At 66.4% G+C, this 25,712-nt stretch carries 28 protein-coding genes; 9 read left to right on the plus strand and 19 right to left on the minus strand.

Features of this window, described 5'->3' with window-relative positions; translation table 11 throughout:
• Positions 1-70: 70 nt before the first annotated feature.
• The 13 genes from KY496_RS25590 to KY496_RS25650 all read right to left on the minus strand — a co-directional run bounded on the left by KY496_RS25590 (position 71) and on the right by KY496_RS25650 (position 12,784).
• Positions 71-262: a YvbH-like oligomerization domain-containing protein gene (locus KY496_RS25590; protein ID WP_229520368.1), complete on the minus strand. Its 192-nt coding sequence runs from the start codon at positions 260-262 to the stop codon at positions 71-73.
• An 18-nt stretch (positions 263-280) separates the two neighbouring features.
• A protein-coding gene (locus KY496_RS25595; RefSeq protein WP_229520324.1) for an IS3 family transposase occupies positions 281-1,836 on the minus strand; the annotation gives its coding sequence in 2 pieces (ribosomal slippage) (positions 281-1,374 and positions 1,374-1,836; 1,557 coding nt in all).
• Between the two features lie 39 nt (positions 1,837-1,875).
• Positions 1,876-2,343: a PH domain-containing protein gene (locus KY496_RS25600; RefSeq protein WP_229520369.1), complete on the minus strand. Its 468-nt coding sequence runs from the start codon at positions 2,341-2,343 to the stop codon at positions 1,876-1,878.
• A 44-nt stretch (positions 2,344-2,387) separates the two neighbouring features.
• Positions 2,388-3,146 carry a GntR family transcriptional regulator gene (locus KY496_RS25605; RefSeq protein WP_005668900.1) on the minus strand — a complete coding sequence of 253 codons (759 nt, stop codon included), beginning with the start codon at positions 3,144-3,146 and terminating at the stop codon, positions 2,388-2,390.
• Between the two features lie 51 nt (positions 3,147-3,197).
• The gene (locus KY496_RS25610; protein ID WP_005668902.1) at positions 3,198-3,557 is read right to left on the minus strand and encodes a DUF2752 domain-containing protein; all 360 of its coding nucleotides are present in this window, start codon (positions 3,555-3,557) and stop codon (positions 3,198-3,200) included.
• Positions 3,554-3,721, minus strand: a complete 168-nt coding sequence (locus KY496_RS25615; RefSeq protein ID WP_005668903.1) for a hypothetical protein — start codon at positions 3,719-3,721, stop codon at positions 3,554-3,556. The genes KY496_RS25610 and KY496_RS25615 overlap by 4 nt, the downstream gene beginning before the upstream one ends.
• Positions 3,722-3,829: 108 nt before the next feature.
• Positions 3,830-4,903 (minus strand): flavodoxin family protein, encoded by a 1,074-nt coding sequence (locus KY496_RS25620; RefSeq protein WP_219863019.1) that lies wholly within the window; start codon positions 4,901-4,903, stop codon positions 3,830-3,832.
• A gap of 183 nt (positions 4,904-5,086) precedes the next feature.
• On the minus strand, positions 5,087-6,358 hold the full coding sequence (locus KY496_RS25625; protein ID WP_005668906.1) for a tetratricopeptide repeat protein: 1,272 nt from the start codon (positions 6,356-6,358) through the stop codon (positions 5,087-5,089).
• Positions 6,359-6,539: 181 nt separating this feature from the next.
• Positions 6,540-8,084, minus strand: coding sequence for a beta-N-acetylhexosaminidase (nagZ, locus tag KY496_RS25630; protein WP_219863021.1), 1,545 nt, complete (start codon positions 8,082-8,084; stop codon positions 6,540-6,542).
• A 10-nt stretch (positions 8,085-8,094) separates the two neighbouring features.
• Positions 8,095-9,105, minus strand: coding sequence for an SIS domain-containing protein (locus KY496_RS25635; RefSeq protein ID WP_219865177.1), 1,011 nt, complete (start codon positions 9,103-9,105; stop codon positions 8,095-8,097).
• A 41-nt stretch (positions 9,106-9,146) separates the two neighbouring features.
• Positions 9,147-10,244 carry an N-acetylglucosamine-6-phosphate deacetylase gene (gene nagA, locus KY496_RS25640; protein ID WP_184234720.1) on the minus strand — a complete coding sequence of 366 codons (1,098 nt, stop codon included), beginning with the start codon at positions 10,242-10,244 and terminating at the stop codon, positions 9,147-9,149.
• Complete coding sequence (locus KY496_RS25645; protein ID WP_219863023.1) at positions 10,241-11,119, minus strand: BadF/BadG/BcrA/BcrD ATPase family protein; 879 nt, start codon at positions 11,117-11,119, stop codon at positions 10,241-10,243. Before KY496_RS25645 ends, nagA begins: the two co-directional genes overlap by 4 nt.
• A gap of 315 nt (positions 11,120-11,434) precedes the next feature.
• Positions 11,435-12,784, minus strand: a complete 1,350-nt coding sequence (locus KY496_RS25650) for a GIN domain-containing protein (protein ID WP_219863025.1) — start codon at positions 12,782-12,784, stop codon at positions 11,435-11,437.
• Between the two features lie 209 nt (positions 12,785-12,993).
• On the opposite strand from KY496_RS25650, the gene KY496_RS25655 reads away from it, so the two are divergent.
• From KY496_RS25655 to KY496_RS25675, 5 genes are read left to right on the plus strand one after another with little or no spacing between them, the layout of a single operon-like run.
• Entirely contained in the window at positions 12,994-13,491 is a 498-nt protein-coding gene (locus KY496_RS25655; RefSeq protein ID WP_219863027.1) for a hypothetical protein, read from the plus strand.
• Positions 13,492-13,521: 30 nt separating this feature from the next.
• The gene (locus tag KY496_RS25660; protein WP_219863028.1) at positions 13,522-15,150 is read left to right on the plus strand and encodes an AAA family ATPase; all 1,629 of its coding nucleotides are present in this window, start codon (positions 13,522-13,524) and stop codon (positions 15,148-15,150) included.
• Position 15,151: 1 nt separating this feature from the next.
• Positions 15,152-15,850 carry a general secretion pathway protein GspB gene (locus tag KY496_RS25665; RefSeq protein ID WP_219863030.1) on the plus strand — a complete coding sequence of 233 codons (699 nt, stop codon included), beginning with the start codon at positions 15,152-15,154 and terminating at the stop codon, positions 15,848-15,850.
• Positions 15,837-16,415 carry a molybdopterin-guanine dinucleotide biosynthesis protein B gene (gene mobB, locus KY496_RS25670; protein ID WP_005668923.1) on the plus strand — a complete coding sequence of 193 codons (579 nt, stop codon included), beginning with the start codon at positions 15,837-15,839 and terminating at the stop codon, positions 16,413-16,415. The genes KY496_RS25665 and mobB overlap by 14 nt, the downstream gene beginning before the upstream one ends.
• Before the next feature lie 23 nt (positions 16,416-16,438).
• The gene (locus tag KY496_RS25675; protein WP_005668925.1) at positions 16,439-16,630 is read left to right on the plus strand and encodes a YjfB family protein; all 192 of its coding nucleotides are present in this window, start codon (positions 16,439-16,441) and stop codon (positions 16,628-16,630) included.
• Between the two features lie 136 nt (positions 16,631-16,766).
• Here the strand turns inward: KY496_RS25675 and KY496_RS25680 are convergent, their stop codons facing one another.
• From KY496_RS25680 to fumC, 3 genes are all read right to left on the minus strand, one after another.
• Positions 16,767-17,051 (minus strand): DUF883 family protein, encoded by a 285-nt coding sequence (locus KY496_RS25680; RefSeq protein ID WP_005668927.1) that lies wholly within the window; start codon positions 17,049-17,051, stop codon positions 16,767-16,769.
• Positions 17,052-17,194: 143 nt separating this feature from the next.
• Positions 17,195-17,407, minus strand: coding sequence for an RNA-binding S4 domain-containing protein (locus KY496_RS25685; RefSeq protein ID WP_005668930.1), 213 nt, complete (start codon positions 17,405-17,407; stop codon positions 17,195-17,197).
• Between the two features lie 118 nt (positions 17,408-17,525).
• Entirely contained in the window at positions 17,526-18,920 is a 1,395-nt protein-coding gene (fumC, locus tag KY496_RS25690; RefSeq protein WP_005668932.1) for a class II fumarate hydratase, read from the minus strand.
• An 89-nt stretch (positions 18,921-19,009) separates the two neighbouring features.
• On the opposite strand from fumC, the gene KY496_RS25695 reads away from it, so the two are divergent.
• A complete protein-coding gene (locus tag KY496_RS25695) occupies positions 19,010-20,110 on the plus strand; it encodes a hypothetical protein (protein WP_219863033.1) in 1,101 nt (366 codons plus the stop codon).
• A 346-nt stretch (positions 20,111-20,456) separates the two neighbouring features.
• Here the strand turns inward: KY496_RS25695 and KY496_RS25700 are convergent, their stop codons facing one another.
• Complete coding sequence (locus KY496_RS25700) at positions 20,457-20,738, minus strand: flagellar protein FliT (RefSeq protein ID WP_005668938.1); 282 nt, start codon at positions 20,736-20,738, stop codon at positions 20,457-20,459.
• 167 nt (positions 20,739-20,905) lie between these two features.
• On the opposite strand from KY496_RS25700, the gene KY496_RS25705 reads away from it, so the two are divergent.
• Both KY496_RS25705 and KY496_RS25710 read left to right on the plus strand, forming a co-directional pair.
• Positions 20,906-21,535, plus strand: coding sequence for a bifunctional 2-polyprenyl-6-hydroxyphenol methylase/3-demethylubiquinol 3-O-methyltransferase UbiG (locus KY496_RS25705; RefSeq protein ID WP_184234700.1), 630 nt, complete (start codon positions 20,906-20,908; stop codon positions 21,533-21,535).
• Positions 21,536-21,607: 72 nt separating this feature from the next.
• Positions 21,608-21,784, plus strand: a complete 177-nt coding sequence (locus tag KY496_RS25710; RefSeq protein ID WP_005668942.1) for a CsbD family protein — start codon at positions 21,608-21,610, stop codon at positions 21,782-21,784.
• A 103-nt stretch (positions 21,785-21,887) separates the two neighbouring features.
• On the opposite strand, the gene KY496_RS25715 is transcribed toward KY496_RS25710, so the two are convergent.
• On the minus strand, positions 21,888-22,985 hold the full coding sequence (locus KY496_RS25715) for an AI-2E family transporter (RefSeq protein WP_219863034.1): 1,098 nt from the start codon (positions 22,983-22,985) through the stop codon (positions 21,888-21,890).
• 183 nt (positions 22,986-23,168) lie between these two features.
• Between KY496_RS25715 and KY496_RS25720 the strand changes: the two genes are divergently transcribed.
• The gene (locus tag KY496_RS25720; RefSeq protein ID WP_005668944.1) at positions 23,169-23,375 is read left to right on the plus strand and encodes a CsbD family protein; all 207 of its coding nucleotides are present in this window, start codon (positions 23,169-23,171) and stop codon (positions 23,373-23,375) included.
• Between the two features lie 78 nt (positions 23,376-23,453).
• Here KY496_RS25720 and KY496_RS25725 read toward each other — a convergent pair whose 3' ends face one another.
• Positions 23,454-25,673 (minus strand): S9 family peptidase, encoded by a 2,220-nt coding sequence (locus KY496_RS25725; RefSeq protein WP_184234694.1) that lies wholly within the window; start codon positions 25,671-25,673, stop codon positions 23,454-23,456.
• Positions 25,674-25,712 lie beyond the last annotated feature (39 nt).

Genomic DNA, 25,712 nt, shown 5'->3' on the forward strand with positions numbered 1-25,712 from the left:
CGCCGCATGAAAAAACCACCATCCCGGCGCACGCCGGCATGGTGGTTTTTTGTTGGCGGCGACCGCTGCGTCAGTTGTGGATGTATTTGGCGAACACGTCGCTGAAATCGCGTTTGGTGTGGGTGTCGAGCATGGCCGTATTCAGCGCTTCCAGCAGTTCGCCGTACTGGCTGACCAGGCTGCCCGCGCCGGGGGCGATATTGAGCTTGTGGACCGAGGCGGTGGCATCCAGCGTGCGCAGCGCATTGTCGGTGTTTGTCAACGTAGTTGTCGCGTCACCTCACGCGACCTGCCGTAGTTCCTCTGGTCGAATCCGTTCCGGATTCAGCCAGACCTGACTATCCAGATTCCAGTTCCTGACATCCCGCGACCAGCGCTGCGGATTACGGTTCTTCGCTTCTCGATATACCTGTTCGCGATACTCCAGAATCGCTTCAGCCTGGCCGCCATGACGTTGTGCCGGCGTCACGAATTTCAGGCCGCTGTGCTTATGCTCCTGGTTGTACCATCGCACAAATTTCTGCGTCCATGCCCGCGCGTCTTCCAGCGTCGCAAACGGCTGGCGCGGGTAGTTCGGTCGATATTTGCAGGTCCTGAATAACGACTCTGCGTAGGCGTTGTCGTTGCTCACACGCGGCCTGCTGAACGACGGTGCAACGCCGAGTTGCTCCAATGTGGCCAGCATGGTCGAGCCCTTCATGGCGCTGCCATTATCCGAGTGCAGTACCAGCGGTCGGCCGGCCAATCCCTCAGCCAGGCTGGCCCTGCGCATCAGCCGCGCCGCCGATTCTGCCGACTCCGCCTCGTGGACTTCGTGACCGACAATCTTGCGGCTGTAGATGTCGAGCACCATGTACCAGTAGTGGTACTTGCCTTTGATCGCAGCCGGCAGCCACGTAATGTCCCAACTCCACACCTGGTTCGGCGCTATGGCGCAATGGCTCGTGACCACGCGCTCACTCGGCTTTTTGGCCTTGCCACGATGGTGCTGCTGCGAGGCCGACTTCAAGACACGGTAGAAGCTCGACTCCGAAGCCACATAGATGCCTCGATCGGCCAGCGTCGGCACGATCTGACTCGGCGGCAGACTGGCAAATTCCTCGCTGTTGGCGACAGCCAGAATCTCGGTACGCTCGTCTTCGGTGAGCTTGTTGGCCGGCTCAGGCCTGACGCTAGTTGGGCGGCTGTCGACGGCTACAGCATCATCTCCGCCCCGCACCCAGCGCTGAAACGTGCGCAGGGTGATGCCGAGTTCACGACAAGCCGGTGACAGCCGGCTGCCTGCAGCTTCGGCTTCACGGATCAACGCAACACATGACAGGCGATCTGGGGCGCTGATCAGTCTTCCTCTTTGTCCCCCCAGATCGCCTGGGCTTTTTTTCGCAGGATCAGCAACGCTGCTGCTTCAGCCAGCGCCTTCTCCTTGCGTTGCAAGTCCTTCTCCAACTGCCGGATCCGCTTCTTGTCTTCCTTCGACTGGACCTGCTGCGCCCGGGTTTGCTGCACCACGCTCACGTTGGCGGCCATACATGCGGCTCGCCAGGTGGCGATCTGCTCCGCAAACAGCCCCTTCCGACGGCAATATTCCGACAGTTCGCTCTCGTTCAACGCAGCCGTTTCCAGCACGACAGCGAACTTGTCCTCTGAGGTCCATTCCTCAGCATTTTTCCCACTACCTGGCACCGGCATTCCTTGATTACGAAGTTGACGGCGCCAAGTATAAAGCGTCTGTTCGGTGATCCCACTCTCACGGGCCAGTTCCGACACCACGCGGTTCTGGGGCGGCATCATCTGCCGTAACAACGCCTCTTTTCGTTCTGCTGGATACTGCTTCACACGTTCTCTCTTGCCCGTCCCCGGTATGGCTTTACTCAATCACGTGACGCGACAACTATTCTGACACCGGGGGTTGTCGCGGCACACGGCATCGCGCCGCTGCTGCTTGCCGATGGTAATCAAGGCCTTGTAGATGTCCTTCAGCTGTTCGATGAAGGATTTTTTAACGTCGATCGAGAACTTCGTGTCATCCACGTTGAACTTCAGCTCGATGTCCATGTCCAGCGTTCCGGCGGTTTCGATGCTGACGTCGGTGATGAGGTTCGACGCATACTCGTAGCGCTTGATCGCGCGCTTCGACGACACGGCCGAGTCGCCGTCGACGTGGATCAGGGCGAGATTGGTGAAGCAGTACTCGTCCTTCTTGCTCTTGATCAGGAAGAAGATCTGCTCACCGTCCTCGGTGAACAGGTAGTCGTCGGCATCGACCTTGCTGTAGTCTGCCGGTCCGACGATGACACCGATGTCGCTCAGCCCCAGTGCTTCCGCCGCCATTCTCTTGAACATGATCGTCCTCGCGTGGTGAAAACGACCAGATTACCACTAGTTCATCAGGCTGCGGTCAGCTCGGCAACAAAGTCATACGTATCTCCGCGAAAATACGAGCGGCAGAACTCCACCGCGCGCCCGTCGCGCAGGAAGCCCAGGCGCTCGACGCACAGGCCGGCGTCGCCCTCGCGCGCATCGAGCAGGCGCGCCTGTTCGACCCCCAGCAGCAGGGCGGACAGGCGCTGTAGCGCGCGCACCGGGCGGTTGCCGGTGGCCTCGAGCGCTTCGTACATCGAGTCGCCCACCGCGTCGAGCGAGGGCAGGGCGAAGGCGGCAATGGTCGCGTATTCCAGGCACATCGGCGCATCGTCGGCATAGCGCAGGCGGTTGAAGCGGTACACCGGCGTGCCCGGTGAGAGCCGCAGGCGCAGCGCTTCCTCGGGCGTGACCAGGCCTTCCGAACGCTTGAGCCAGCTGCTCCGCGGCACCCGTCCGCGCGCCCGCATGTCTTCCGAGAACGAACTCAGCTTGGCAAAATTCTTTTCGATGCGCATGTTGAGAAAATTGCCGGAGCCGGCGCGCCGCACCAGCAAGCCGTCGTCGACCAGGCTGTCGATCGCCTTGCGCACCGTGATGCGCGAGATCCCCAGTTCCAGCGCCAGCTGGCGCTCGGCGGGCAGGGCGCTCGACGGTCCATAGACGCCGTTGTCGATCGCCTGGCGCAGCGCGCGCTGCAGTTGCTGGTAGAGCGGCAGCTTGCCGGCGCCGGTGGCGAGACTGGCCTTGGCGGCGTCGTGCATCAGTTGGACGAGGGGATTCATTCGGCGGGCATGAAGATGGGACCGCCCATCATACCGCAGGCCGCCCGGCGATCAAGGCAAGGGGTGCACGATGTTCACCAGGATGGACAGCCCAACGAACCAGGCCGCGGCCAGGATTTCATGGCGCCGCGTTGCCAGGCGCACCCCGGTCACGGCCCAGGCGATCAAGGCGCAGGCGACCAGCGGCGTCAGGAAATTCGCCGCGAGCGCCGCGCCCAATTCGCCATGCACGAGCTGGTGCATTCCCTCGGTCATTCCGCTGAAGGCATTCTTGATGCCGAGATGGCGTTCGAGGGGGCCGGGCGACAGGCCGAGCAGGGCTTCGGCGCGTACCAGCGGATTGGCCGGCAGCCAGGCCAGGGCGGCGCTCGCCAGCAGCAGGCCCAGGCGCCCGCCGACCGTCCCGATCATGCGATACGCGGCTTGCGGACGATGAGGTAGATCGGTACCGCGACGATGCAGATCAGAAAGGAAAACAGGCCCCAGCCGATACCGCTCATGCCACGCGCCTTTGCATCCTTGCCGATCAGTACGCCGATGATCGCTGCGATGATGAGTCCGCCAACTGCTTCCATCTGAGGATCCCCTGTAGGTTGTTTCCACAATTCTACTGAGAATCACGTGTGTAAAACTCGCCAATAGTCACGGCATCGGCCGGGGCGCCGCGCGGCTCCCGGGCGCCATCATTCCGGGCGCGGATTCTTCAATGGCTGGCTGACCACGGCAACCCGTCCCGCGCGCACCTCGCGCACGGCGGTGGCCACCGCGCGCGCCACGTTGCGCGTCTCTTCCTGCACCGCGACGTCCTTGTCGAGCGTCTCGTGGCTGTCGGCATACGATTCGTAATAGCCGATGTAGCGGTCGAGCTGGCCGAAGCTGCCCGAGTTGATCAGCCCCATCCACTCGAGCCAATCCGACAGCGAGCGCCGCGTGCCCTCGACGCCGGCCACGTCGCCGTGCACCAGCAGGCCAAAGGCGCGGCCGGCCAGGTGTTTCGGATAATCCCAGCCGTCGCGCTCGATCTGCTTGGCCTCCTCGGCCTTCTTGCCGTGGGTGGAGGAGGGGTCGGGATTGCCGCCGTCGGCGCACACCAGGCGGTCGATCATCAGTTTCAGTACCGCCGGGGTCTGGTACCAGTAGACCGGGGTGACGATGATGACGCCATGGGCCAGCACCCAGCGCTCATAGATCTCGTTCATCCAGTCGTTCACCTGGCGCTCGCCGTGGTTCGGGTAGCAGCTGCACGGCCAGTGGCACAGCGGCATCGCGGTCGAGACGCAGCCCTTGCAGGGGTGGATGTGGCGGTCGTAGTCCGAATTGAGCAGGCTGAGGTCGAGCACGTCGGCCTCGAAGCCTTCGTTGATGAGGACCTCTTTCGCCATCTGCGTCAGGCGCCAGCTTTTCGACATCTCGCCGGGACAGGTGCCGTCGTTGCGGGCCGAGGCGTTGATGAGCAGGACGCGGTTGCGCGAGTCGGGATTCTTCTGGTGCCGCTCGGCGCCGATCAGGCGGTCGCGCGCCTCCTTCCACTCGACCGACAGGTCGTAGCCGGGATCATGGAATCCGGGTCCGGCCTTGACCGTGTGCGGGGCCTTGCGGCCGTTCTGGTACGCATCCCAGGCCACGTCCTCGATCGCCGCCAGCTCGCGGTCGAGCGCTTCGTAGCCAGGGTCCTGGAACGCCCTGCGAAAGCGCAGGTGGAATTCGTCGCGTCCCAGCTTGGCGGGCGCCTGGCCCTTGCGTACCGTCGTCGTCATGCTGCCTCCGATGCAAATAAGGCAATTATCGGACGGGCTCGGGCGGCCTTAATGTACGGGCGCGCACCTTGGGCCGGTAAAACCGCCGGCCGGCAGCGGGACAGGATGACCCGCGCATACGAAAAAAGCGGGCCGGGCAGCGAGCCCGGCCCGCTTTCGCGGGTGCAACGTGAAGCGCAGCGATTACTTCTGGTTCAGGTGAACGATCCAGTATTTCGCCAGGTCGCCCGCGCCGCCGCCGCCCTTGACGGTTTCGAAGGTCTGGATGGCTTCGGCTTTCTTGCCGGCCAGCGCCTGCGCCATGCCCAGGCGCAGCTTGGCTTCTTCAGGGTTCTTCAGGCCGCCCTTGGCGATGCCTTGCTGGATGAAACCGACACCCTTGTCGCCCTGGTCCATGGTGGCGTAAGCCCAGCCCAGGTTGACCAGGCCGGCGCCGGTCTTGGCCTTGGCGGCCGAGGCTTCGCCGGCGGCGATGCTCTTGGCGTCGTCGGCCGCGCCCTTGGTCGCCTTGTCGCGCAGGGCGGCGTGGGCCTTGGCGTTCGAGCCCTGGCCCAGCACGCCGGCGGCGTAGCCGGCGTCCATGGCTTTCTTGGCTTCGCTCGGGAAGCCGTCGCGCAGCGCCAGTTCGGCCAGGTCGACGTATTCTTCCGGCGCCATCTTCTTGACGGTGGCCGCTTCCAGGCGGTACACGTTGATCATATTGGTCTGCGCATCGAAGCCGGACTTGCGCGCCACGCCGCGGTTCAGGACGTCGGTCCAGAAGTCGTCGTTCGGGTAGTGGGCGACCAGTTTTTCCAGTGCGGTCAGGTAGCCCGCGTCGTCCTTGACCTTGTTGGCCGACGAGGCCAGCAGGCGCAGGTCTTCCTCGCTCGGCTTCTGGCCGGCTTTCTCGGTCGCTTCGATCGCCGGCAGCAGGGCCGCCTTGGCGCTGGCGAAGTCGCCGCCCAGGTAATGGGCGCGGATCAGGGAAGGCGTGACTTTTTCAGGGGTCGCGCTTTCTTTCTGATAGCGCTTGAACCACTCGATCGCCTTCGTGTAGTCCTTGGCGTTGTAGTGCATATTGCCCAGGGCCAGGATGAAGTCGGCCTGTTCCTGGCCTTGCAGGCGGCCGGAATTGATCACGGCTTCGAGCGCCGGCATGGCGATGGCGTTGTTGTTGGTCGCCGAGCCCAGCGACAGCTTCATGCGGTTGACGACGTAGTCTTCGTACGGGGTGCGGTTCGGGAAGGCTTCGGCCTGCTGCACGCGGTTCTGCACTTCGGCGTAATTCTTTGCGTCCATCAGCGGCTTGATCGCGGCCGGGTCGAGCAGCTTGAACAGCTCTGGACGGACGGTGTCCTTCGGCGCTTCGGCGGCAGGCTTCTCTTGCGCGTGGACGGCGGTGGTCAGGGCCGGGGCCGAGAGGCCGACGGCGGCCAGCATCAGGCAGAGGCGGGCAAGACGGAGTTGGGACATTGTGTATCCTTCTATCTAGACAAAAATTCGACGAAACGCGCTTTCGCTACGCTTTTTCTGCACGCATTTTTACAACTATAGCAAAAATGCCAATCTCGGACAAAACGTGCATTGTCCCATAAATCAGCCATTTTCTGGCCGGCCAATTGTGCCGCAGAGCTTGCGCGCGCGCCCAGCGTCGTTACATCGCGTTACCTCGTCGTTGGCGCCGCCGCTGTCGCTGCGGTCGTCGCCGTCTTGTCATCCGCGCGAAACCCGGCACCGGGCAGATCCCCGGCGCGTCGATCTCGCCGCCCAGCCAGGCCACGGCCGCCTCCAGGGCGGGCGGGGCGAAGCCATAGCTCATCAGGGCCGGGGCCGGGAAGTCCAGCGCCTGGTAAGGATTCCACAGGGCCAGGTGCAGGTCGGGGCGCCAGCCGGCGCGCGCGTTCGGGCCATAGCGGCGGCGCGAGGTCGAGGCCAGGATCGTGAAGCGCCCGTCCTGCGGCAGCGCCGACCAGTCGAAGCGTTCGCTGTCGGCGAAGGTGACGAGTTCGACGTCGTACAGGGTCCCCAGCGCCTCGGCGATGCGGGCCGCCGGCACGCCGGCTTCCGAGATACCATCGCTGACCACATCGGCGCGCGCGACCAGGCGCACGCGGCTGCCGCGCGCGGGCCGTTGCGGCTGGCCGAGTGCGGTCAGGCCGGCGCGCCAGGCGCGCGCCATCAGCGCGCGGTCGTCCTGCTCGCGGGCGTAACTTGCCGGGCCAGCCGGGTGCGTGGCCGCCAGCTTCGCCAGGCGCGCCAGTTTCGCCTCGACCTCAGGCAGCGGCAGCAGGCCGTCGCGGATCGCCTGGGCGATCGCGTGTACGGTCTCCACCTGCGTCTCGCGCGTGCCGATCGCCATCACCATGTCGGCGCCCGCCACCAGCGCGTTGACGGCAGCCTCGCCGGCGCCGTAGCGGTGGGCGATCGCATGCATGTCCATGCCGTCGGTGATGATCACGCCGCCGTAGCCGAATTCCTCGCGCAGCACGCCGGTGAGGATCGCGCGCGACATCGTGGCCGGATTGACCGGGTCCAGGGCGGGGTAGACGATGTGGGCCGTCATCATAGCGGGAGCATGTGGAGCGGCCAGGCGAAACGGCGCGAACTCGAAGCGTTCCAGTTCCGCGCGCGGTTTGTCCACGCGCGGCAGGTCGCGGTGCGAATCGACGTGGGTGTCGCCGTGGCCGGGGAAGTGCTTGACGCAGCAGGCCACGCCTTCGCTCTCGCTGCCTTCCATCCAGGCCAGGGCAATGCGCGTGGCCTGCTCTGGATCGGCGCCGAACGAGCGCTCGGCGATGACGGGGTTGTGCGGGTTGTTGTTCAAGTCCAGCACCGGCGCGAAGTTCCAGTTGAAACCCAGCGCGCGCACCGCGCGCGCCACCGCCGCGCCGACCTCGCGCGCCAGGTGCGGATCGTTGGCGGCGCCCAGCGCCATCGCGCTCGGCGGCGCCGGCACCCAGGTCGAGCGCACCACGGCGCCGCCTTCCTGGTCGAGGGCGACCAGGGCGCGCGGACCCATGGCGTCGACCAGGGCGCCGGTGAAGCGGGTCAGTTGAAAGGCGTCCACCATGTTCTGGCGGAACAGGCACACGCCGCCGATCTTGTGGCTGCGCAGGAAGGCGTCGGTGTCGGCATCGAGCTCGGTGCCGAACAGGCGCACCATCATCAATTGGCCGGCGAGGTCGAGATAATCAGTCATGGCGAGGGCGTCAGTTGGTCTTGGTGACCTTGCTCAGGTGGCGCGGCTGGTCCGGATTCATGCCGCGCGCGGCGGCCAGCTTCGCCGCCATCGTATAAAAGGCCTGCACCGCCGCGATCGGGTCGAGGTCGGGGATGGCGGCGGTGGGCAGGGTCAGGTCGCGGCTGGCGACGTCGGCGGGCGCGGCCAGCAGCACGCGCGCGCCGCGCCCGCGCATCTCGTCGGCCAGGGCCACCAGGCCGGCCTGGGTCGGGCCGCGGGTGGCGTAGACCAGCAGCGGATAGCCTTCCTCGATCAGGGCCATCGGGCCGTGCTTGATCTCGGCGCCCGAGAACGCCTCGGCCTGCAGCGCCGAGGTTTCCTTGAACTTGAGCGAGGATTCGAGGGCCAGCGGGAAGCTGATGCCGCGGCCCACCACCATGATGTTGCGGGCCGGCGCCAGCACCTCGATCGCGGCCGACCAGTCCACTTCGGTGGCGGCGCGCAGCGCCTCGGGCAGGGCGTCGATGCCGTCCTTGAGCTCCTTGCTGTCCTGCCAGTCGGCGACCAGGCGCGCGCCGGCCACCAGGCTGGCGATGAAGCTCTTGGTCGCGGCCACGCTTTTTTCCGGGCCGGCATGCAGCGGCATGGTCCATTCGGCGGCGTCGGCGAGCGGCGACGCGGGGTCGTTGACCAGGGCCACGGTGGTGGCGCCGCCGTCGCGGAAGTAACGGATCGGCTCGACCACGTCCGGGCTCTGGCCCGATTGCGAGATCGCCACCGCCAGCGTGTCGCGCGCGACGATCGGCGATTTGTACAGGGTGATGAGCGACATCGGCAGCGAGGTCACCAGGCGGCCCATGCGCGCCATGATCAGGTAGGCCAGGTAGCTGGACGCGTGGTCCGAACTGCCGCGCGCCACCGTCACCGCGCTGTGCAGCTGCGTGGCGCGCAGCTTCGCCCCCAGCTCCGCGTAGCGCTCCACGTCCTGGGTCAGCTGGTGGGCGATGCAGTCGGCGGCCGACAAGGCCTCCTGCAGCATGAGCGACGGGGGTTGGGCGACTGCGGAAGCGGCGGCGGTGGTCACAGGACTTCTCCTTCGATATGGACGGCTTTGATGTTCAGGTCGCGGTCGAGGACCACGAAGTCGGCATGGCAGCCCGGCGCCAGGCGGCCGCGCAGGGTTTCGCCGAGGTAGTCGGCGGCGTTGAGGGAGACGCGGCGGCTGGCGTCTTCGATCGACAGCCCGATCTTGACCAGGTTGCGCAGCGCCTGGTCCATGGTGAGCGTGCTGCCGGCCAGGGTGCCATCGGCCAGGCGCACGCCGCCCATGCATTTATGGACCACCTGGCGGCCCAGCATGTATTCGCCGTCGGGCATGCCGGCGGCGGCGGTCGAATCGGTCACGCAGAACAGCTTGGGGATGCAGCGCAGCGCGGTCCTGATCGCGCCCGGATGCACGTGCAGCAGGTCGGGGATGATCTCGGCGTACTCGGCATGCGCCAGCGCGGCGCCGACCATGCCGGGATCGCGGTGGTGCAGGCCGGGCATGGCGTTGAACAGGTGGGTGAAGCCCGCCGCGCCGTGTGCGAGGGCGGCCACGCCCACCTCGTAGTCGCCGTTGGTGTGGCCGACCTGGACCCGGATGCCGGCGTCGGCCAGTTGCCGGACGAGGTCCATGTGGCCGTCGATCTCGGGCGCCACCGTGATCAGCTTCATCGGCGCCTGGGCGTCGAAGCGCTTCACTTCATCGAGGCTGGCTTCGCGCGCGAACGGCGGCTGGGCGCCCAGCTTGCCCGAATTGATGTAGGGGCCTTCCAGGTGCACGCCCAGGATGCGCGCTTCTCCCTTGCCGCGCGCGGCGCAGGCGCGGCCGATGGCCGAGAGGGCGCGGTCGATGTCCTCGATCGGCGCGGTCATGGTGGTGGCCAGCAGGCTGGTGGTGCCGTGCTTCGCGTGCAGCGCCGCGATCACGTGCGGGGCGTCGCCGCCTTCCATCATGTCGCGTCCGGCGCCGCCGTGCACGTGCACGTCGATGAAGCCGGGCAGGATGTAGTCGTCGCCGTTGGCGTCCGGGTCGGCCTGGCTGCCGTCGATGGCGTCGACGTGCGCGCCGTAGCGCAGGGTGCCGTGGATCCAGCCGTCTGGAGTGAGGATATTGCCTTTGATGGTAGCGCTCATGCCTGGGAGTCCTTCAGGTGCAGTTCGATCATGCGCAGCGCGCCCAGGGCCGAATCGCCATGGGGCGGACTGCAGCGCGCCAGCATCTCGGCCGGCAGGTACAGGCGCAGGGTGTCTCCCAGGCCCCCGCACAGCGACAGCGGCAGGTCGCCCGAAGGATCGAGCGCATGCGCCATCCTGGCCACTTCGCGGCCTGCCTGCTCCAGAATGGCGCCGGCGACCGGGTCGAGCGCGCCATGGGTCACCACGAAGCGCGCCAGGCTCGCGTAATCGGTCTGGGTGGCCTTGCCGAGCCAGACCTGGATCGCGTCGCGCCCGCCGCCGCAGGCGGCAATGACGTCGCGCGCCAGCGCGCCGCCTTCGGCGCGGCCGTCGAGCACCTGCTGGACGTGGGCGATCGCGCGCAGGCCCATCCAGGCGCCGCCGGCTTCATCGCCGGAAGGAAAGCCCCAGCCGCCGACCTCGACCCGCGCGCCGTCCGCCCGCAGCGCTTCGCCCACGCTGCCGGTGCCGATCGCGACGATGGCGCCGGGGCGGCCTCCATGGGCGCCCATCAGGGTCGAGAAAGCGTCGGTGTCGAGCGTCAGCGCGGCATAGCCCGGATTGGCGGCGCGAAAAGCGGCCGCCCATTCCTTGTTGTGCACGCCCGCCAGGCCCAGGCCGATGGCGCACGACTGGCGCGGAATCGCGTCGATGCCGATCGCGGCAAAGGCCTTGGCGGTGGCATCGTCGACCGCGCGCCAGGCATTGTCGATGCCGTGGACAAGACCGGAAGCGCCACTGCGGCCGGTGGCCAGTTCGGCGCCGTCGCGCCCCGCCAGGCGCACGCGGGTATTGGTGCCGCCGCCGTCGACGCCGATGAGATAGTCGATCATGTGGTAGGTGGGAGAAATAGGGTCAGGGCACTATAGGCAGGCCCTATCTGGATGTCAACAGGTATTTAACTGGTATTCTCCTCTGCAGACCAAAATCCGGGACTGGCTTACGCTCATGCTGCCGAGCAGTCTGGCGACGGAAGTGAAAATTGGTATCGTTATTGGTATTGTCCGGGCGTCGGCGTGGACGGCGGAACCGCGGGAGTGGTCGCGGGCGGGGAAAGGATGGTGGAAGAAAGGATCGCCGAGACCATACCGCAGGTCCCGGCGCAAGGTCGAAACGGCGCGCCGCGGCCGGCGGCCGCGGTGTGTGGCCTACTGCGGCGCGTGGCTGCTGCCGCGCCGGTCGACGACCAGCAGCTGGCCGCTGGCGCCCGCCGGCGCGCCGCCCGCGCGTTCGGCCACCTGGACCCGCGCCGTGCCGGGGCCGCTGACCGCGATGTCGGCGCGGCCGGCCCTGAGGCGATTTCCGTCCAGGCCGCCGGAGCCGCTCAGGCGCGCATGGACCATCTCGACCTGGCCGCTGATCCGGGCGTCGCCCGGACCGCCCGAGGTCAGGAGCAGGCGCTTGCCCTGGATCTCCGACGTCAGGCCGCCCGAGCCGCGCAGTTCGGCCTCCAGCGTGTCCGAGACCCGGGCCAGTTCGATGCCGCCCGGGCCGCGCGCCTTGAGCGTGGCTTTCCCGACCGCGAGGCCGCCGGCGTCGATATTGCCCGAGCCCGACAGCTGCGCCTTGAACTCGCCCACCGTGCCGGCCAGCCGGGCGTCGCCCGGACCGTGCAGGCGCAGGGTGGCCGCCTGCGCCCGCAGGCCGAGCGCGGTCAGGTTGCCCGAGCCGCCGATCTCGGCGTCGAGCTGGGCGATGGCGCCGCCCAGGCAGACGTCGCCGGGACCGCTCTGCGATGTGCTGGCGCGGCCGGCGGCCAGGTCGCAGGCGTCGAACGAGCCCGAGCCGGTCACTTCGGCGCGCACCTCGCCGCTGGCGCCGCGCAGCACCATGTCGCCAGGGCCGGACAGGCGCGCTTCCAGGCGCGCCAGGCGCAGGCCGTCCGCCTCGAGGTCGCCCGAGCCGCTGATGTTGGCGTGCAGGGAGCCGTCGATATTGGCCAGCCGCACGTCGCCCGGACCGGACATCGTCAGCGCCACATTGCTGGCCCGCAGCCGCTGCAGCTGGGCGTCGCCGCTGCCGCTCACGGTCAGCGCCAGGTCGCGCACCGCGCCGGAGACTTCCAGGTCGCCCGGGCCATTGAGGTCGAGCGCGAAACGCTCGCCGCTCACCTGGCCCAGCGTGGTGTCGCCGCTGCCCGACATGGACAGGCTTTTCAAGGCCGGCGCGCCGATGTGGATGACGACGGTCTCGCGCCGCGCGCCGAAGCCGAAGCGGAACGTCCTGCTCTCTTTGGGGCGCACCACCAGGGTGTCGCCGCGCACGAAGGTCTCGATCTCGTCCAGCTGCTGGCGTTCGCCGCGCAGGCTCAGGCCGGCCCGGCCCTGGGTGTCGATGGCGACGTCGTACGGGCCGCTCAACTCGATGGCGCTGAAGGCCGCGACGCTGCGCTGTTCGGAGACCGCCCTGGCTGGTGTATCGGCCTGGCTGTTGTCGATCGATAGGAAGGCGGCGCCGAGGGCGGCGGCCAGCAGGGTGGTCTTCTGTACGAGGTGCATATTGTTCCTGGCCAGGAGTCGATGGGAGCCTGAACGATACGCCGGCGGCGCATGCGGCGCATGCGGGGCATGAGGAAACCGACGGAACGGTGGATTCGGGGGCCCGGCTGCGCCTGCATGCGACGAACCGTGCGCCGTTTGCGACAATCCGCGGCACCCGCCACGGCGTGCGATGTCATAATGTCGAGATCGTCGAAAAAAGGATGTCCATGATTCGCCACCCAGGGCTGCAGGGCAAGACCCGCTCCATGCTGCGCGCCTTGCCGCTGCTGGCAGGGCTCGCTTGCTCCGGCGCCATGGCGGCGCCGTCGACCTTCGGCCCGGTGATCGGCAGCGCGCTGCTGTGCCGCAGCCAGCTGGACAACGCCTACTTCCACGCTTACCTGACCCAGGCCTTCGGCCCGGCCTACAAGCGCGAGGGCGGGGCTTGGTGGTTCAAGACCGAGGCTTCGCTGTGGGGCGCCCAGGTGAGCGAGGTGATGGTCAGCGACGATACCAGCAACCTGGTGTTCGTGGCCGCCGTCGTCGACAGCACGCCCGAGGAGCTCGAGAAATCGGTGCGCGCCGGCGCCGGCGTCGCCTTCAAGCCGGTGGACGCCTCGCGCTACCCTTTGCGCAAGTCCAACCCGGGCAGCACGATCGCCTACGCCAGGGACAAAAGCAAAATATACTGCGCGAAGTTCAAGCCGCAGCCTCCGGGCCGCTAGCCACGCACGCAATATCGTACGGTCCAACGCATGTACAACCATTATTTCCAGCTGAAGCACGCCCCGTTCTCGATCGCGCCCGACCCGCGCTACCTGTTCATGAGCGAGCGGCACCGCGAGGCGCTGGCCCACCTGCTGTACGGCATCGGCAGCGGCGGCGGCTTCGTCCTGCTGACCGGCGAGATCGGCGCCGGCAAGACCACCGTGTGCCGCTGCTTCATCGAGCAGGTTCCCGATAACTGCCGCCTGGCCTATATCTTCAATCCGCGCCTGAACGCCGAAGAGCTGTTGCAGACGATTTGCGACGAGCTGCACATCGCGCTGCCGTCCGGGGTGAGCGGCGTCAAATCCTATGTCGATGCGATCAACCGCTACCTGCTCGAATCGCATGCCCAGGGCTTGAACAATGTGCTCGTGATCGATGAGGCCCAGAACCTGTCGAGCGAGGTGCTCGAGCAGTTGCGCCTGTTGACCAATCTCGAGACCAGCGAGCGCAAGCTGCTGCAGATCATCCTGATCGGCCAGCCCGAGCTGCGCACCATGCTGGCGCGCCCGGAGCTGGAGCAGCTGGCGCAGCGCGTGATCGCGCGCTACCACCTGGGGCCGCTGTCCGAGCAGGAAACCGGGGCCTATATCGCGCACCGGCTGGCGGTGTCCGGGGCGGCCGGGATGCCGTTCCCACCAGGGCTGACGCCTGTGGTGCACCGCCTGACGCATGGCGTGCCGCGCCGGATCAACCTGCTGTGCGACCGCGCGCTGCTGGGCGCCTATGTCGAAAACAGCCCGCACGTCACGCGCGCCATTTTGCTCAAGTCGGCCGAGGAAGTGTTTGCCGGTGAGCCGGCGTCACGCAAGCCGCTGCGCTGGCCACTGCTGGCGGGCGGGGCGCTGGCCGGGGTGGCGATCAGCGCCGCCGCCTGGCAGATGCTGCCGCATCAGCAGCAGGCGCAGCCGGCCAGCGCACAGGCGGCGCCGGCCGTCGTGACACAGGTGGCGGCCAGGCCGTCGCCGGCGTCGATCCAGGCCGCGTCCGTGGCGGGCGCCGATTTTGCGGCCGGCAAGAGCGAGAACGATGCGCTGCGCGCGCTGGCGGCCCTGTGGGGGCCGTCGTTCGCCGGCATTGCCGGATCCAGTCCGAAGGCGACCTGCGAGGCGGCCCAGCGCGCCAACCTGCGCTGTCACCAGGGCCGCGGCGGCCTGTACGAACTGCGCCTGCTGGACCGTCCGGCCGTGGTCACCCTGCACGACGGCCCGCGCACCGGGTATGCGGTGCTGGTTGGGATGGACCAGGACAGCGTGCTGCTCGCGGTGGACGGGCGCCGCCAGCGGGTTACCATTCCCGCCTTCGTCGCGCGCTTCGGCGGCGAGTTCACGACCTTCTGGCGCATGCCGGGCGCGTTTCGCGACGTCGTGGGGCAGGGCGACCGTGGCCCCGACGTCGACTGGATCGCCCAGCGCCTGGCCGGCCTGAACAAGACGACCGCGCCGGCGCTCGACCAGCCTCTGGCGGCGCGTACCCAGGAATGGCTGCGCGCCTTCCAGGCGGGCCAGGACCTGAAGGCGGACGGCGTGGCCGGGCCGCGCACCTATATGCGCCTCAACCAGCTGTCCGGCGTGGCCGAGCCGCGCCTGGTGGCCGGTCCGGTGACGGGAAACTGATATGTCGTACATCCTCGAAGCACTCAAGAAGGCCCAGGCCGAACGCCAGCTGGGCAACGCCCCGACCATCCATGCGCCGCCGCCGATGTACGCGGCCCCGGATCGCGCCCGGGACGGGAACCGGCGCCATCTCATCATCGGCCTCGGCCTGGGCGTGCTGGTGGCGGCGGCCGCCTTGCTGTGGGTGCGTCACACGGGCGAACAGCCGGTGCGGCTGGCGGCGGCGCCGGTGTCTGCGCCGGCCTCCGCACCTGCGCCTGCTCCCGCTCCCGCTCCCGCGGCGGCTGCCGCGCCGCCTGCCGCGCCGGCGCCGGCGCCGCGCGAAGCCGCGCCGGTGGCCGCAAAGCCGGCGCCGGCCAGGGCAGCCGAGCCGGCGCCGCCGCCGGTGCGGGTGGCCGAGGCGCCGCTTTCCGAAACGCCGGCCGCTTTGGCGCCGGCGCCCGTGGCGGCGGCCCAGCCGGCCGGCGAGGATAACCTGCGCACCCTGCAGCAATTGCCCGAGTCGGTCAGGCGCGAGATCCCGCAGGTGAGCTTCGGCGGCTATATCTATTCGCCGACGCCGGGCGAGAGCTTGCTGCTGGTCGATAAGACGCTGCGCCGCGAAGGCGAGGAAGTGGCGCCCGGCCTGGTGCTCGAGCGCCTGATGCCGAAGGCGGCGGTGATGAACTACCGGGGAACCCGCTACCGTGTCGCGTACTGAAGCGCCGCGGTCGGCGCAGGGGCTGGGTCCGGTCCTGGGCGTGGTGGGCTGGTCGGGCAGCGGCAAGACCACCTTGCTGGAAGGGCTGGTCGCGCGCCTGGCGCAGGACGGCTTGCGGGTCAATATCGTCAAGCACAGCCACCATGACATCGAACTCGAGCCGCCGCGCAAGGACAGCGCGCGCCTGCGCCTGGCCGGGGCGGCCGAGGTGATGATCGCCTCGCCTTACCGCATTGCCATCATGCGCGAGCTGCGGGCGGAGCCGGAGCCGGGACTTGTAGAGTTGCTGGCGCGGCTGTCGCCGGCCGACCTGACCCTGGTCGAAGGGTATAAATGGGAATCGTTGCCCAAGCTCGAGGTGCATCGCCCGAGCCTGGGCAAGCCGCCGCTGTTCCAGGACGATGTCACGATCCTGGCCGTGCTCTCGGACGCGGCGCGGCCGGCGGACGCGCGCGCCGGACTCGCCTGGCTCGACTTGAACGACCTGGGGCGGGTGGTGGACTGGGTTTGCGGATGGTTAAAGATGCAGCCTCAAGTTCTGGTCGATGAGGCCGTTAAAGACTGACAAGTCTTTTTCTGGAGAGGTGTATGGACGTCACGAACATTGCCAAGCTTGCAACCAGCATGGCCGAAACCGGTATCCGTCAGGAAGTGGGCGTGTCCATGCTCAAGAAATCCATGGACATCCAGGCGGCGTCGGCCGCCCAGTTGCTCGACGCGCTGCCACAGCCGCAAAACCTGCCGCCCCACCTGGGCAATACGATCAATACGAAAGCTTGAACCCAGGGCTTGAACGACCCGGGATCGTCGCTGCATCCGGCGCGAACTCGAGCGCGAAAGCCGGGTCGAAGATCACATGGGATTGTGTCTTGCCTTTTGAAACCCGGCCTCGATGCCGGGTTTTTGCTGTCGTCGATCAGTGGAAGGCGCGCAGGATGCGTTCTTCGCCCGACCTGTCGTTGTAACGGTCATTGGCGGCGCGGGTGGCGGCCATCATGCGCTCCAGTTGCGCATCCTCGAAGCGGGACAGTTCTTCATTGGCCGCTTCCAGGGCGAGCGACAGCTTGGCGCGCGCGTTCTGGTACAGGGCGCTGGAATAGTGATCGGTATTCTTGAGCAGTTCTTCCGCGTTTTCGATCACGAGACGCAGGTCGCCAATCAATTGCTCCTGCGTTTGTGCGCTGTGTTCCGGGGTTTCCATCGCCTTCACCTCTAAGCCGTATGAGTGACGTCTTAAAATATAAACAAGGAAGCCCCGCTCTGTTTGTTAGTGCGCAAACATAAGGCCGCCGTTCCGGCGCCCCATTTCTTGCACTATCAGCCCGGCTCGCGGGCGCCAACAGCTTACTGCACGGTGATGCGCAGGTCGCCGACCGAGACGGTCTGGCCACTGCGAATTTTCGCCGTTTTGCGGAGTTCCTGTCGTCCATCGACCGACACCACGCCGCTGGCGACCATGTTCTTGCCGGCGCCGCCGCTGTCGACCAGGCCGACCAGCTTCAGCAGCTGGTTGACCTCGACGAATTCTGATGTCAAATCGAAAACTATTTTTTGCATTCTATCCTCGGGTTGGTGAAGGCGGCGTACGATTGATGAGGCCGCCTATTTGAAGCGCATGTAGCAGCGTCCGGTGGCGCCGTGCCGGCACCCGGTACACGCCGTCTCGCCGTCCGGCTTACACCGGATCCGGATGCGTCATGTCGATCGGCACGATCCACTGGTCGAACTGCTGTTCGTCGACGAAGCCGCTCTGCAGGGCGGCCTGGCGCAAGGTCAGGCCGTCCGTCGATGCCTTCTTGGCGATCTGCGCGGCGCGATCATACCCGATGTGCGGCGCCAGCGCAGTCACCAGCATCAGCGATTTTTCCATCAGCTCGCCGATGCGGGCGCGGTTCGGCTCGATGCCCTGGGCGCAATGCGTGTCGAAGGAGCGCATGCCGTCGGCCAGCAGGCGCGCGCTTTGCAGGAAGTTGTGGACGATCATGGGCTTGAACACATTGAGCTCGAAATTGCCTTGGGAGCCGCCGACCGTGATGGCGACGTCGTTGCCGAACACCTGGCAGCACAGCATGGTGAGCGCCTCGCATTGGGTCGGATTGACCTTGCCCGGCATGATCGAGCTGCCCGGCTCGTTCTCGGGGATGGTGATCTCGCCCAGGCCCGAGCGGGGGCCGGACGCCATCCAGCGCACGTCGTTGGCGATCTTCATGAGGGCGGTGGCCAGGGTCTTGAAGGCGCCGTGGGCGGCGACCATGGCGTCGTGGGCGGCCAGGGCCATGAACTTGTTCGGCGCGGTCTTGAACGACAGGCCGGTGCGCGAGCCGAGCTCGGCTGCGATGCGCGGGGCGAACTCGGGGTGGGCATTCAGGCCGGTGCCCACGGCGGTGCCGCCGGCGGCCAGCAGCAGCAGGCCGGGCAGGGCGGACTTGAGCTGCTGCTCGGCATAGTCGAGCTGGGCCACGTAGCCGGAGAATTCCTGGCCCAGGGTCAGCGGCGTCGCATCCTGCAGGTGGGTGCGCCCGATCTTGACGATCGGCTCGAAGTCGCGCGATTTGCGCAGCAGGGTGCCGCGCAGCTGGGCCAGTGCGGGCAATACCTCCTTGGCCAGGGCCCAGGCGGCGGCCACGTGCATGGCGGTCGGGAAGATGTCGTTCGACGACTGGCCCATGTTGACGTGGTCGTTCGGGTGCAGCAGGCGGCCTTCGCCGCGCGCGCCGCCCAGCAGCTCGGAGCCGCGGTTGGCCAGCACTTCGTTCATGTTCATATTGCTCTGCGTGCCCGAGCCCGTCTGCCACACGGCGAGCGGGAATTCGGCCGGATGGCGGCCCTCGAGCACTTCATCGGCAGCCCGGATGATGGCGTCGGCCTTGTCGCTGGAAAGCTTGCCGAGCGAGCGGTTGACCGCCGCCGCCGCGCGCTTGACCTGGGCCAGCGCCGCGACCAGCTCGGGCGCCATGCGCTCGGTGGAGATGTGGAAATGGTGGAGCGAGCGCTGGGTCTGCGCACCCCAAAGACGATCGGCGGGCACGTCGATCGGGCCAAAGCTGTCCTTCTCAATCCTGTTTTCCATAGACATTCCTGTTGTACGAGGGGGCTGGGATTAAAGAGTTTATCGCAATGTCCGTTAATTACGCTTGGGCTTCACTCTCGGTATTTCTAATGGCTAGCCGCCTCCCCTTGATCATCACTTGCGCGCTACTCTCTGGCGCTGCCGGCGCAGCCGAACTGGGCGAAGCGCGGGTCGCGTCGTATATCGGCCAGCAGCTCGTGGCCGACATCGAACTGACCATGCTCAACGCCCCGGCGACGCCGGTGCAGGTGCGCCTGGCCCACCCGAACGTCTACCGCGGCGCCAATATCGGCATGCCGCACGTGCTGTCGACACTCAACATGACTGTGACGCAGCGCGATGGCCGCCAGTTCCTGCACGTGACGTCGCTGGCCCCGGTTGAGTCAAACCGCCTGCATCTGTACCTGGAATTGGCCGATGGCGTTCAGCGCGACGTGCGCCTGGTGACCTTGTCGATGACGCCGAATCCGAATCCGCCGCCGCCGGCGGCGGTCAGGATGCCGGCGCCGGTCGTGGCCGATACGCCGGCGCCCGCGCCAGTCGTGGCCAGGCCGCCGCCACGGCCGCGCCCGGCGCCAACGCCCAAGCCGGTCGTCGCGAAGATCGAGGCGGCGCCAACGCAGGAGCCCAAGCCCGCCCCCGAACCGGAACCGAAACAGGAAGCCCGGCCAGTGCCGGCAGCGGCGCCGAGGCCGGCTCCCAAGGCGCTGCCCTTGCCACTGGCTGCCCCGGCCGCGCCGGCCGCCTGCGCGCCCGCGCCCGACGTCGACCGTTCGACCGTGTGCGCCGCGCTGGACTACAAGAACGCGCAATTGCGCGAACAGATCGGCCAGCTGGAAGACAAGGTGAGGGTATTGCAGGTGGCGCTTGGCGCCAGTCCGGCGGACGTCAGCAGGGCGCGGCCGCTTGATCCGAACAAGCCGCATCCGGCGCGGCGGCGCCCGGCGCCCGAACCGGAGGCGTCGACGCCCTGGGGCTGGATCGCCGGCGGCGTTGGCGTCGTGCTGGCGCTGGCCGGCGCCGCGATGCTGATAGTGCGCCGTCGCAAGCGGGCAGGGCAGATCCAGCCCATGCCTGGCGTGCCCCTGATGACCCGTCTGCGCCAGCGTTTCGCGCGCAAGAAAGCGGGCCAGCAGCCGGTCGAGCCGAAGCTGGACGAGACTGAACAGGAAATGTCTACACAACTTTGATTTTGCGTTATACTGGACTTGTGATCGACGAGGTCACAGACGGCACAGGGTCTGCGCAGCCACCACCGATAGCGTGGCGCGACAACAGACGACCGTTGATGAAACGCCTGTGACCGGAAGCAGTCCACTTGCCTGCAGCGGCGGTGGACGCCGGGAGCAACCGGCAAGAGGCGACGCCAGCAGATAGCTGGGGTTCGCCCTCCACCCGATTCGCGGCCGAGCCACTGGCTCGGCGGCAGCCAAGGCGCCCGATGGGCGCCTTGTCATTTGTGCTTCGACCATCCCCGCTTTGTTCCGGCAACAAAAAAGGCACCCGCAGGTGCCTTGGTTCAGGATTCGCCAGGAATCAGTGCGCCTGCAGCGCGCGGTCCAGCTGGCCATCGAATGGCTCGGTCACGTCGCGAATCGCGCGGTCGTTGGCCATCAGCTGCTTGAGCAGGTCGATCTTGCGCAGGCGCTGGGCGCCTTCCAGGGCCGGCATGCCGGCGGCGGCGCTGCGCGCTTCGACCTTGGCTTCCACGTTCAGGTTGGCAAACTCGTTCCAGTCACCGGCCTTGGCGGCTTCCGACATCTGACGGGTCAGGCCAGCCAGGTTTTCGTACATCGCGAGGACTTCGTTTGCGTTCATGTTGCCACCAAAACAATGAAACTCCGGCCGGATTGCCGGTTGTCTGACTCTATTACGGCAGGGATTGTGGGAACTTTAGGGTAACTTCGAAAAATTTTTGAACTTTTTTTCTGACGTGGCGAGCATGTCCGGCGAAGCCGTTCGCCGCCGGCTGGCATACTGTCGCCATGGATCACGATAACAATCACGACGACATCGCCCGCCGCACGCTGGCGCATTACGAGCGCAATGCCGATGCCTTCTTTGCCGGCACGATCGACCACGACGTCAGCCAGAACATCGCCGCCCTGCTGGAAGCGATCGAGGCCCCAAGCCCGTACACCATCCTCGACCTGGGCTGCGGCCCGGGGCGTGACTTGAAAGCCTTCAGCACGCTCGGCCACCGCGCCATCGGCGTCGACGGCAGTGAGCGTTTCGTCGCCATGGCGCGCGACTACAGCGGCTGCGAGGTCTGGCATCAAGACTTCCTGCACCTTGATTTGCCTCAAGCGACCTTTGATGGCATTTTCGCCAACGCCGTGCTGTTCCATGTGCCCAGCGCTGCCCTGCCGCAGGTGCTCGCGCATCTGCACGCCGCGCTCAAGCCGGGCGGGGTGCTGTTCAGTTCGAATCCGCGCGGCGACAACCAGGAAGGCTGGAACGGCCCGCGCTATGGCAGTTATTACGACTACGCCACCTGGGAACGCTACCTGCGCGCGGCCGGTTTCACGGCGCTGCATCACTATTACCGTCCGCCCGGCTTGCCGCGCGAGCAGCAGCCCTGGCTGGCCAGCGTGTGGCGCAAGCCTGTTTGTTAGGCGTCGAACAGAACCGCTTGGCAGTTATCCTTACCATCAAGGCTCATCCACGTAACAGGCAAGGAGACTGCAATGAACAAGGATCAAGTCAAAGGCAAGGCGAAGGAAGTTGGCGGCAAGGTGCAGCAGAAAGTCGGCGAAGCCGTCGGCAGCCGCCAGCAGCAGAGCGAAGGCCTGTCGAACCAGGCCGAGGGCAAGGTCCAGAAGAAAGTTGGCGACATGAAGGAAATCGCCAAAGGCAACCGCTGATCTGCCTTCCGCCCCACAAACAAAGCCGCGCAATCGCGCGGCTTTGTTTGTGCGCCGACAATCTCTGGAATGCCGCGGCACGGCACTCCAGAAACGAGGCGAGTCAACTCGACCCAACCCCCTTCGCCGGTCTGTCCCCCAGCACGTCTTCTATATAGAGCATCTTGACCAGCACCGACAGCACGGCCGCCAGCGGCGTCGCCAGCGCCACGCCGGCAAAGCCGAACAGGGTGCCGAAGATCAGCTGCATCACGATCACCAGCGCGGGCGGCAATTCGATCGCCTTGGCTTCGATCATCGGCTGCAACACATAACCCTCGAGCATATTGATCGCTGCGAACAACAGCAGCGCATACATGGCCATTTCCGGACTGATCGACAGCGCCAGCAGCACCGCCGGGACGCCGGCCATGATCGGGCCGAGGTAGGGGATGAAGTCGAGCAGGCCGGCGATGACGCCGAGGATCAGCGCCAGCGGCACGCCCAGCAGGGAGAGGCCGATCGCGGTGGTGGTGCCGACGATCAGCATCGAGACCGCCTTGCCGACCAGCCAGCTGGCCAGCGAATCGCCCATCTCGTCGATGACTTCGCGCGCGCGGCCGCGCTTGTGTTGCGGGATCAGGCGGATGAAGCCGCCGGTGTAGACGCCCGGCGTGGCGGCAAAATAGATGCCGACGAAAATGATGATGACGACATTGCCGAGGGCGCCCAGGATGCCTGTGAAGAACAGGCCGGCGTTCGGCACCATCGAACTCATCTGCTTGACGATGTCTTCCGGCGGCGGCAGTTCGTCGACGACGCGCTTGATCAGCGGATGCTGCTCGACTTCGCCCTGCAGGCGCTCGATCGCGGCCGGGATTTCCTTCGCCAGCTGGGTCGACTGTTCGGAAATCTGCGGCGCCATGGCCCAGCCACCCAGACCGATGATGGCGCTGAGCAGCAGCACGACGATGCCGAGCGCGAGCTTGCGCCGCATGTGGAAGCGCCGATGCATGATCTCGCTCAATTTGTAGAGCAGGATGGCGAACAGGATGCAGGCGAACACCAGCAACAGCGCATCGGCTGCCAGCACGACGGCGGCCAGGCCGAGGATGAACAGCACGGCGATGCCATTGACAAGGGTCACGCGGCGCGCCAGGCGGCGTTGGCCCTGTGGGGCTTCCTGGGTGGCGGGGACGGCTTCGGTATTGTTGTTATTCATGGAGGATTCTCTTCTTGAGCGGCGCGCCGCGTTGCAAGAAAAGATTAGCATTCAAGCTATAAAAATGTCGCGCGGCTGGGGTTGATTGACTGTGTGCGTGCGCTAACAGATGAGCAGGCGCGAAAGGACTATTCTGTATCCATCGCATGGCCATTCAGGCATGCACTACTCAAGGAGAACACCATGAACAAGGACCAAGTCGAAGGCAAACTGAAAGACATCGGCGGCAAGATTCAGGAAGGCGCCGGCAAAGTGGTGGGCAGCACCGAACAGCAGGCCAAGGGCCTGGCGAACCAGGCCGAGGGCAAGACCCAGGAAGCCTATGGCGACGCGAAAGAAGTCGTGAAGGATGCCGTGGACCAGACGAACCGCCCAGCGCCACGTCCGTAAGCCACACCGCGCTGTAAAGGCGCAATGAAAAACGGCCGCGTCGATCGACGCGGCCGTTTTTGTTTCAAGAGGTCGAACTCAGTTCGGCTGCGTGCCGCCCAGCTGCTTCTTGAAGTAGGACTCGATCAGCCCATACACGTGGCGCTGGTTGGTGCGGCCCGACATGCCGTGCTTGGCGCCCGGATAGGTCATCAGGTCGAACTGCACATTGCGCTTCACGAGTTCGTCGATCAGCAGGGTGGTGTTCGAGAACAGCACATTGTCGTCGGCCATGCCGTGGATCAGCAGCAGGTGCGACTTCATGCCGTCCAGGTGGGCGAACACGCCGCTGCGCTTGTAGGCTTCGGGGTCGCCCTTCGGCGTGCCGCCGACGTAGCGCTCGGTATAGTGGGTGTCGTACAGCGCCCAGTCGGTCACCGGCGCCACCGACACGCCCATCGCGATCTTGTCCGACGCTGCGGACAGCAGGCGCAGGGTCATGAAGCCGCCGTAGCTCCAGCCGAACACGCCCACGCGTTTCGGATCGACGAAGCTCTGCTTGGCCAGCCAGTCGATGCCCGCCACCTGGTCTTCGACTTCGTGCTTGCCCAGGTTGTTGTGCAGCACGTCGGTGAACTGGCGCTCGCGGCGGCCCGAGCCGCGGTTGTCGAGGCGGAATACCACGAAGCCCTGCTGCGCCATGTACTGGTCAAAATAATTGCCCCAGGCGCGGGTCACGCGTTGCGAGTGCGGGCCGCCATAGGTGAACAGGAACACCGGGTAGCGTTTATTGGCATCGAAACCGGCCGGCTTGATGATCGAGTAGTGCAGGGTCTGGCCATCGGCCGCCTTCAGGGTGCCGTATTCGGTCGGCAGGTGCGCATCGAGGTGGCGCGTGTACGGGTGGTTGGCATTGAGTTCGTTCTTCTCGATCCATTCGACCATGCTGCCGTCGGCGCGGCGGATCGACACCTGCGGCGGAGTGTTCGGGTTCGAATAGGTGTCGACGAACAGCTTGCCGTTGCCGGCGAACGAAGCCTCGTGCCAGCCGTCGCCCTGGGTGATGCGGGTCGGCTTGTCGGCGCCGCGGCCATCGAGCGACAGCGCATAGGTCTGCTTGTCGATCACGGCGTCGCGATTCGACGAGACATAGATCTTGCCGGCGCCTTCATCGACGGCCAGGATATTGTCCACGCCCCATTCGCCGCGCGAGATCGGATGCAGCAGCTTGCCGTTCAGGTCGTACAAATACAGGTGCTTACGGCCGCTGCGCTCGGAGGCCCAGACGAAGGCCTGGCGGTTCTTGAGGAAGCGCAGATCGTTATGGACTTCGACCCAGGTAGGGGAGGTTTCCGAGAACAGCGGACGCTGGGCCAGGGTGGCGACGTCGACCGCCACCAGGTCGAGGCGTTTCTGGTCGCGCGTCTGGCGCTGGTAGACCAGGGTCTTGGCGTCGGCGCTGAAGTCGGCGCGCACCAGGTAGATGTCCTTGTCCTGGCCGAGGTCGATCTTGCGCTGTTCACCCGTGGCCGGATTGACGACCATCAGCTCGATCGCCACGTTCGGATCGCCCGCGGCCGGGTAGTGCTGGTCGATCACTTCGGTGCGGTCGGCGAAGATCTCGAAGCGGCGCACCACCGGCACCGGCGCCTCGTCGTAGCGACGGTAGGCGATGTGCGAATCGTCCGGCGCCCAGTAGTAGCCGGTGTGCTGGTCCATCTCTTCCTGGGCGATGAATTCCGCTTCGCCATTGTGCACGGTGCCCTTGCCATCGGTGGTCAGCTGACGCTCGGCGCCGGTGGTCAGATCGATCACCACCAGGTTCTGGTTGCGCACGAAGGACACGTAGCGGCCGCGCGGCGAGATCTTCGGATCGATGACGTTGCCCGAGGCGACCTTGCGCGCGGCTTCCGGTTTGGCGGCATCGACGAGATACAAGTCGCCGCCGATCGGCACCAGCAGCCGCTTGCCGTCGGGCGACCAGTAATAGTTGAGGATGCCCGACAGGCCGGCGGTACGCGCGCGTTCGCGGCGCGCTTTTTCTTCGAGCGACAATTCCTCGTTCGGCACCAGTTGCTTGGAGTCGACCAGGCGCTGCGTGGCCTTGCTCCTGGTGTTGTATTCCCACAGGTCGAGACGGTACTGGTCGTCGGCGCGCGGGCGCAGGAAGGTCACGCGTTCGCCGTCGGGCGACACGCGCAGGCTGCGCACGCTGGCGCCGGCCAGCGAGGATTCACCGTAGATGCGGTCCAGCGTCAGTTTTTCAGCCATGGCGGGCGTGGCCGCGAGGGCGGCCAGGAGAAGGAGGAGAGGGCGCATGATGTCTCTTGGAGAATATTAATTTACAGCAATCGCGAG

Source organism: Massilia sp. NP310 (assembly GCF_019443485.1).
Taxonomy (GTDB): domain Bacteria; phylum Pseudomonadota; class Gammaproteobacteria; order Burkholderiales; family Burkholderiaceae_D; genus Telluria; species Telluria timonae.

Coding starts and splice junctions, on each gene's coding strand:
- nagZ (WP_219863021.1), bottom strand. CDS start 8,084: ATGACTGATTATCTCGACCTCGCCGGCCAATTGATGATGGTGCGCCTG.
- KY496_RS25700 (WP_005668938.1), bottom strand. CDS start 20,738: ATGAACGCAAACGAAGTCCTCGCGATGTACGAAAACCTGGCTGGCCTG.
- KY496_RS25710 (WP_005668942.1), top strand. CDS start 21,608: ATGAACAAGGATCAAGTCAAAGGCAAGGCGAAGGAAGTTGGCGGCAAG.
- KY496_RS25675 (WP_005668925.1), top strand. CDS start 16,439: ATGGACGTCACGAACATTGCCAAGCTTGCAACCAGCATGGCCGAAACC.
- KY496_RS25715 (WP_219863034.1), bottom strand. CDS start 22,985: ATGAATAACAACAATACCGAAGCCGTCCCCGCCACCCAGGAAGCCCCA.
- KY496_RS25655 (WP_219863027.1), top strand. CDS start 12,994: ATGATTCGCCACCCAGGGCTGCAGGGCAAGACCCGCTCCATGCTGCGC.
- KY496_RS25685 (WP_005668930.1), bottom strand. CDS start 17,407: ATGCAAAAAATAGTTTTCGATTTGACATCAGAATTCGTCGAGGTCAAC.
- KY496_RS25660 (WP_219863028.1), top strand. CDS start 13,522: ATGTACAACCATTATTTCCAGCTGAAGCACGCCCCGTTCTCGATCGCG.
- KY496_RS25695 (WP_219863033.1), top strand. CDS start 19,010: ATGGCTAGCCGCCTCCCCTTGATCATCACTTGCGCGCTACTCTCTGGC.
- KY496_RS25635 (WP_219865177.1), bottom strand. CDS start 9,105: ATGCTGCAGGAGGCCTTGTCGGCCGCCGACTGCATCGCCCACCAGCTG.
- KY496_RS25600 (WP_229520369.1), bottom strand. CDS start 2,343: ATGTTCAAGAGAATGGCGGCGGAAGCACTGGGGCTGAGCGACATCGGT.
- fumC (WP_005668932.1), bottom strand. CDS start 18,920: ATGGAAAACAGGATTGAGAAGGACAGCTTTGGCCCGATCGACGTGCCC.
- KY496_RS25650 (WP_219863025.1), bottom strand. CDS start 12,784: ATGCACCTCGTACAGAAGACCACCCTGCTGGCCGCCGCCCTCGGCGCC.
- KY496_RS25610 (WP_005668902.1), bottom strand. CDS start 3,557: ATGATCGGGACGGTCGGCGGGCGCCTGGGCCTGCTGCTGGCGAGCGCC.
- KY496_RS25680 (WP_005668927.1), bottom strand. CDS start 17,051: ATGGAAACCCCGGAACACAGCGCACAAACGCAGGAGCAATTGATTGGC.
- KY496_RS25720 (WP_005668944.1), top strand. CDS start 23,169: ATGAACAAGGACCAAGTCGAAGGCAAACTGAAAGACATCGGCGGCAAG.
- nagA (WP_184234720.1), bottom strand. CDS start 10,244: ATGAGCGCTACCATCAAAGGCAATATCCTCACTCCAGACGGCTGGATC.
- KY496_RS25615 (WP_005668903.1), bottom strand. CDS start 3,721: ATGGAAGCAGTTGGCGGACTCATCATCGCAGCGATCATCGGCGTACTG.
- KY496_RS25620 (WP_219863019.1), bottom strand. CDS start 4,903: ATGACGACGACGGTACGCAAGGGCCAGGCGCCCGCCAAGCTGGGACGC.
- KY496_RS25725 (WP_184234694.1), bottom strand. CDS start 25,673: ATGCGCCCTCTCCTCCTTCTCCTGGCCGCCCTCGCGGCCACGCCCGCC.
- KY496_RS25645 (WP_219863023.1), bottom strand. CDS start 11,119: ATGATCGACTATCTCATCGGCGTCGACGGCGGCGGCACCAATACCCGC.
- KY496_RS25625 (WP_005668906.1), bottom strand. CDS start 6,358: ATGTCCCAACTCCGTCTTGCCCGCCTCTGCCTGATGCTGGCCGCCGTC.
- KY496_RS25665 (WP_219863030.1), top strand. CDS start 15,152: ATGTCGTACATCCTCGAAGCACTCAAGAAGGCCCAGGCCGAACGCCAG.
- KY496_RS25705 (WP_184234700.1), top strand. CDS start 20,906: ATGGATCACGATAACAATCACGACGACATCGCCCGCCGCACGCTGGCG.
- KY496_RS25605 (WP_005668900.1), bottom strand. CDS start 3,146: ATGAATCCCCTCGTCCAACTGATGCACGACGCCGCCAAGGCCAGTCTC.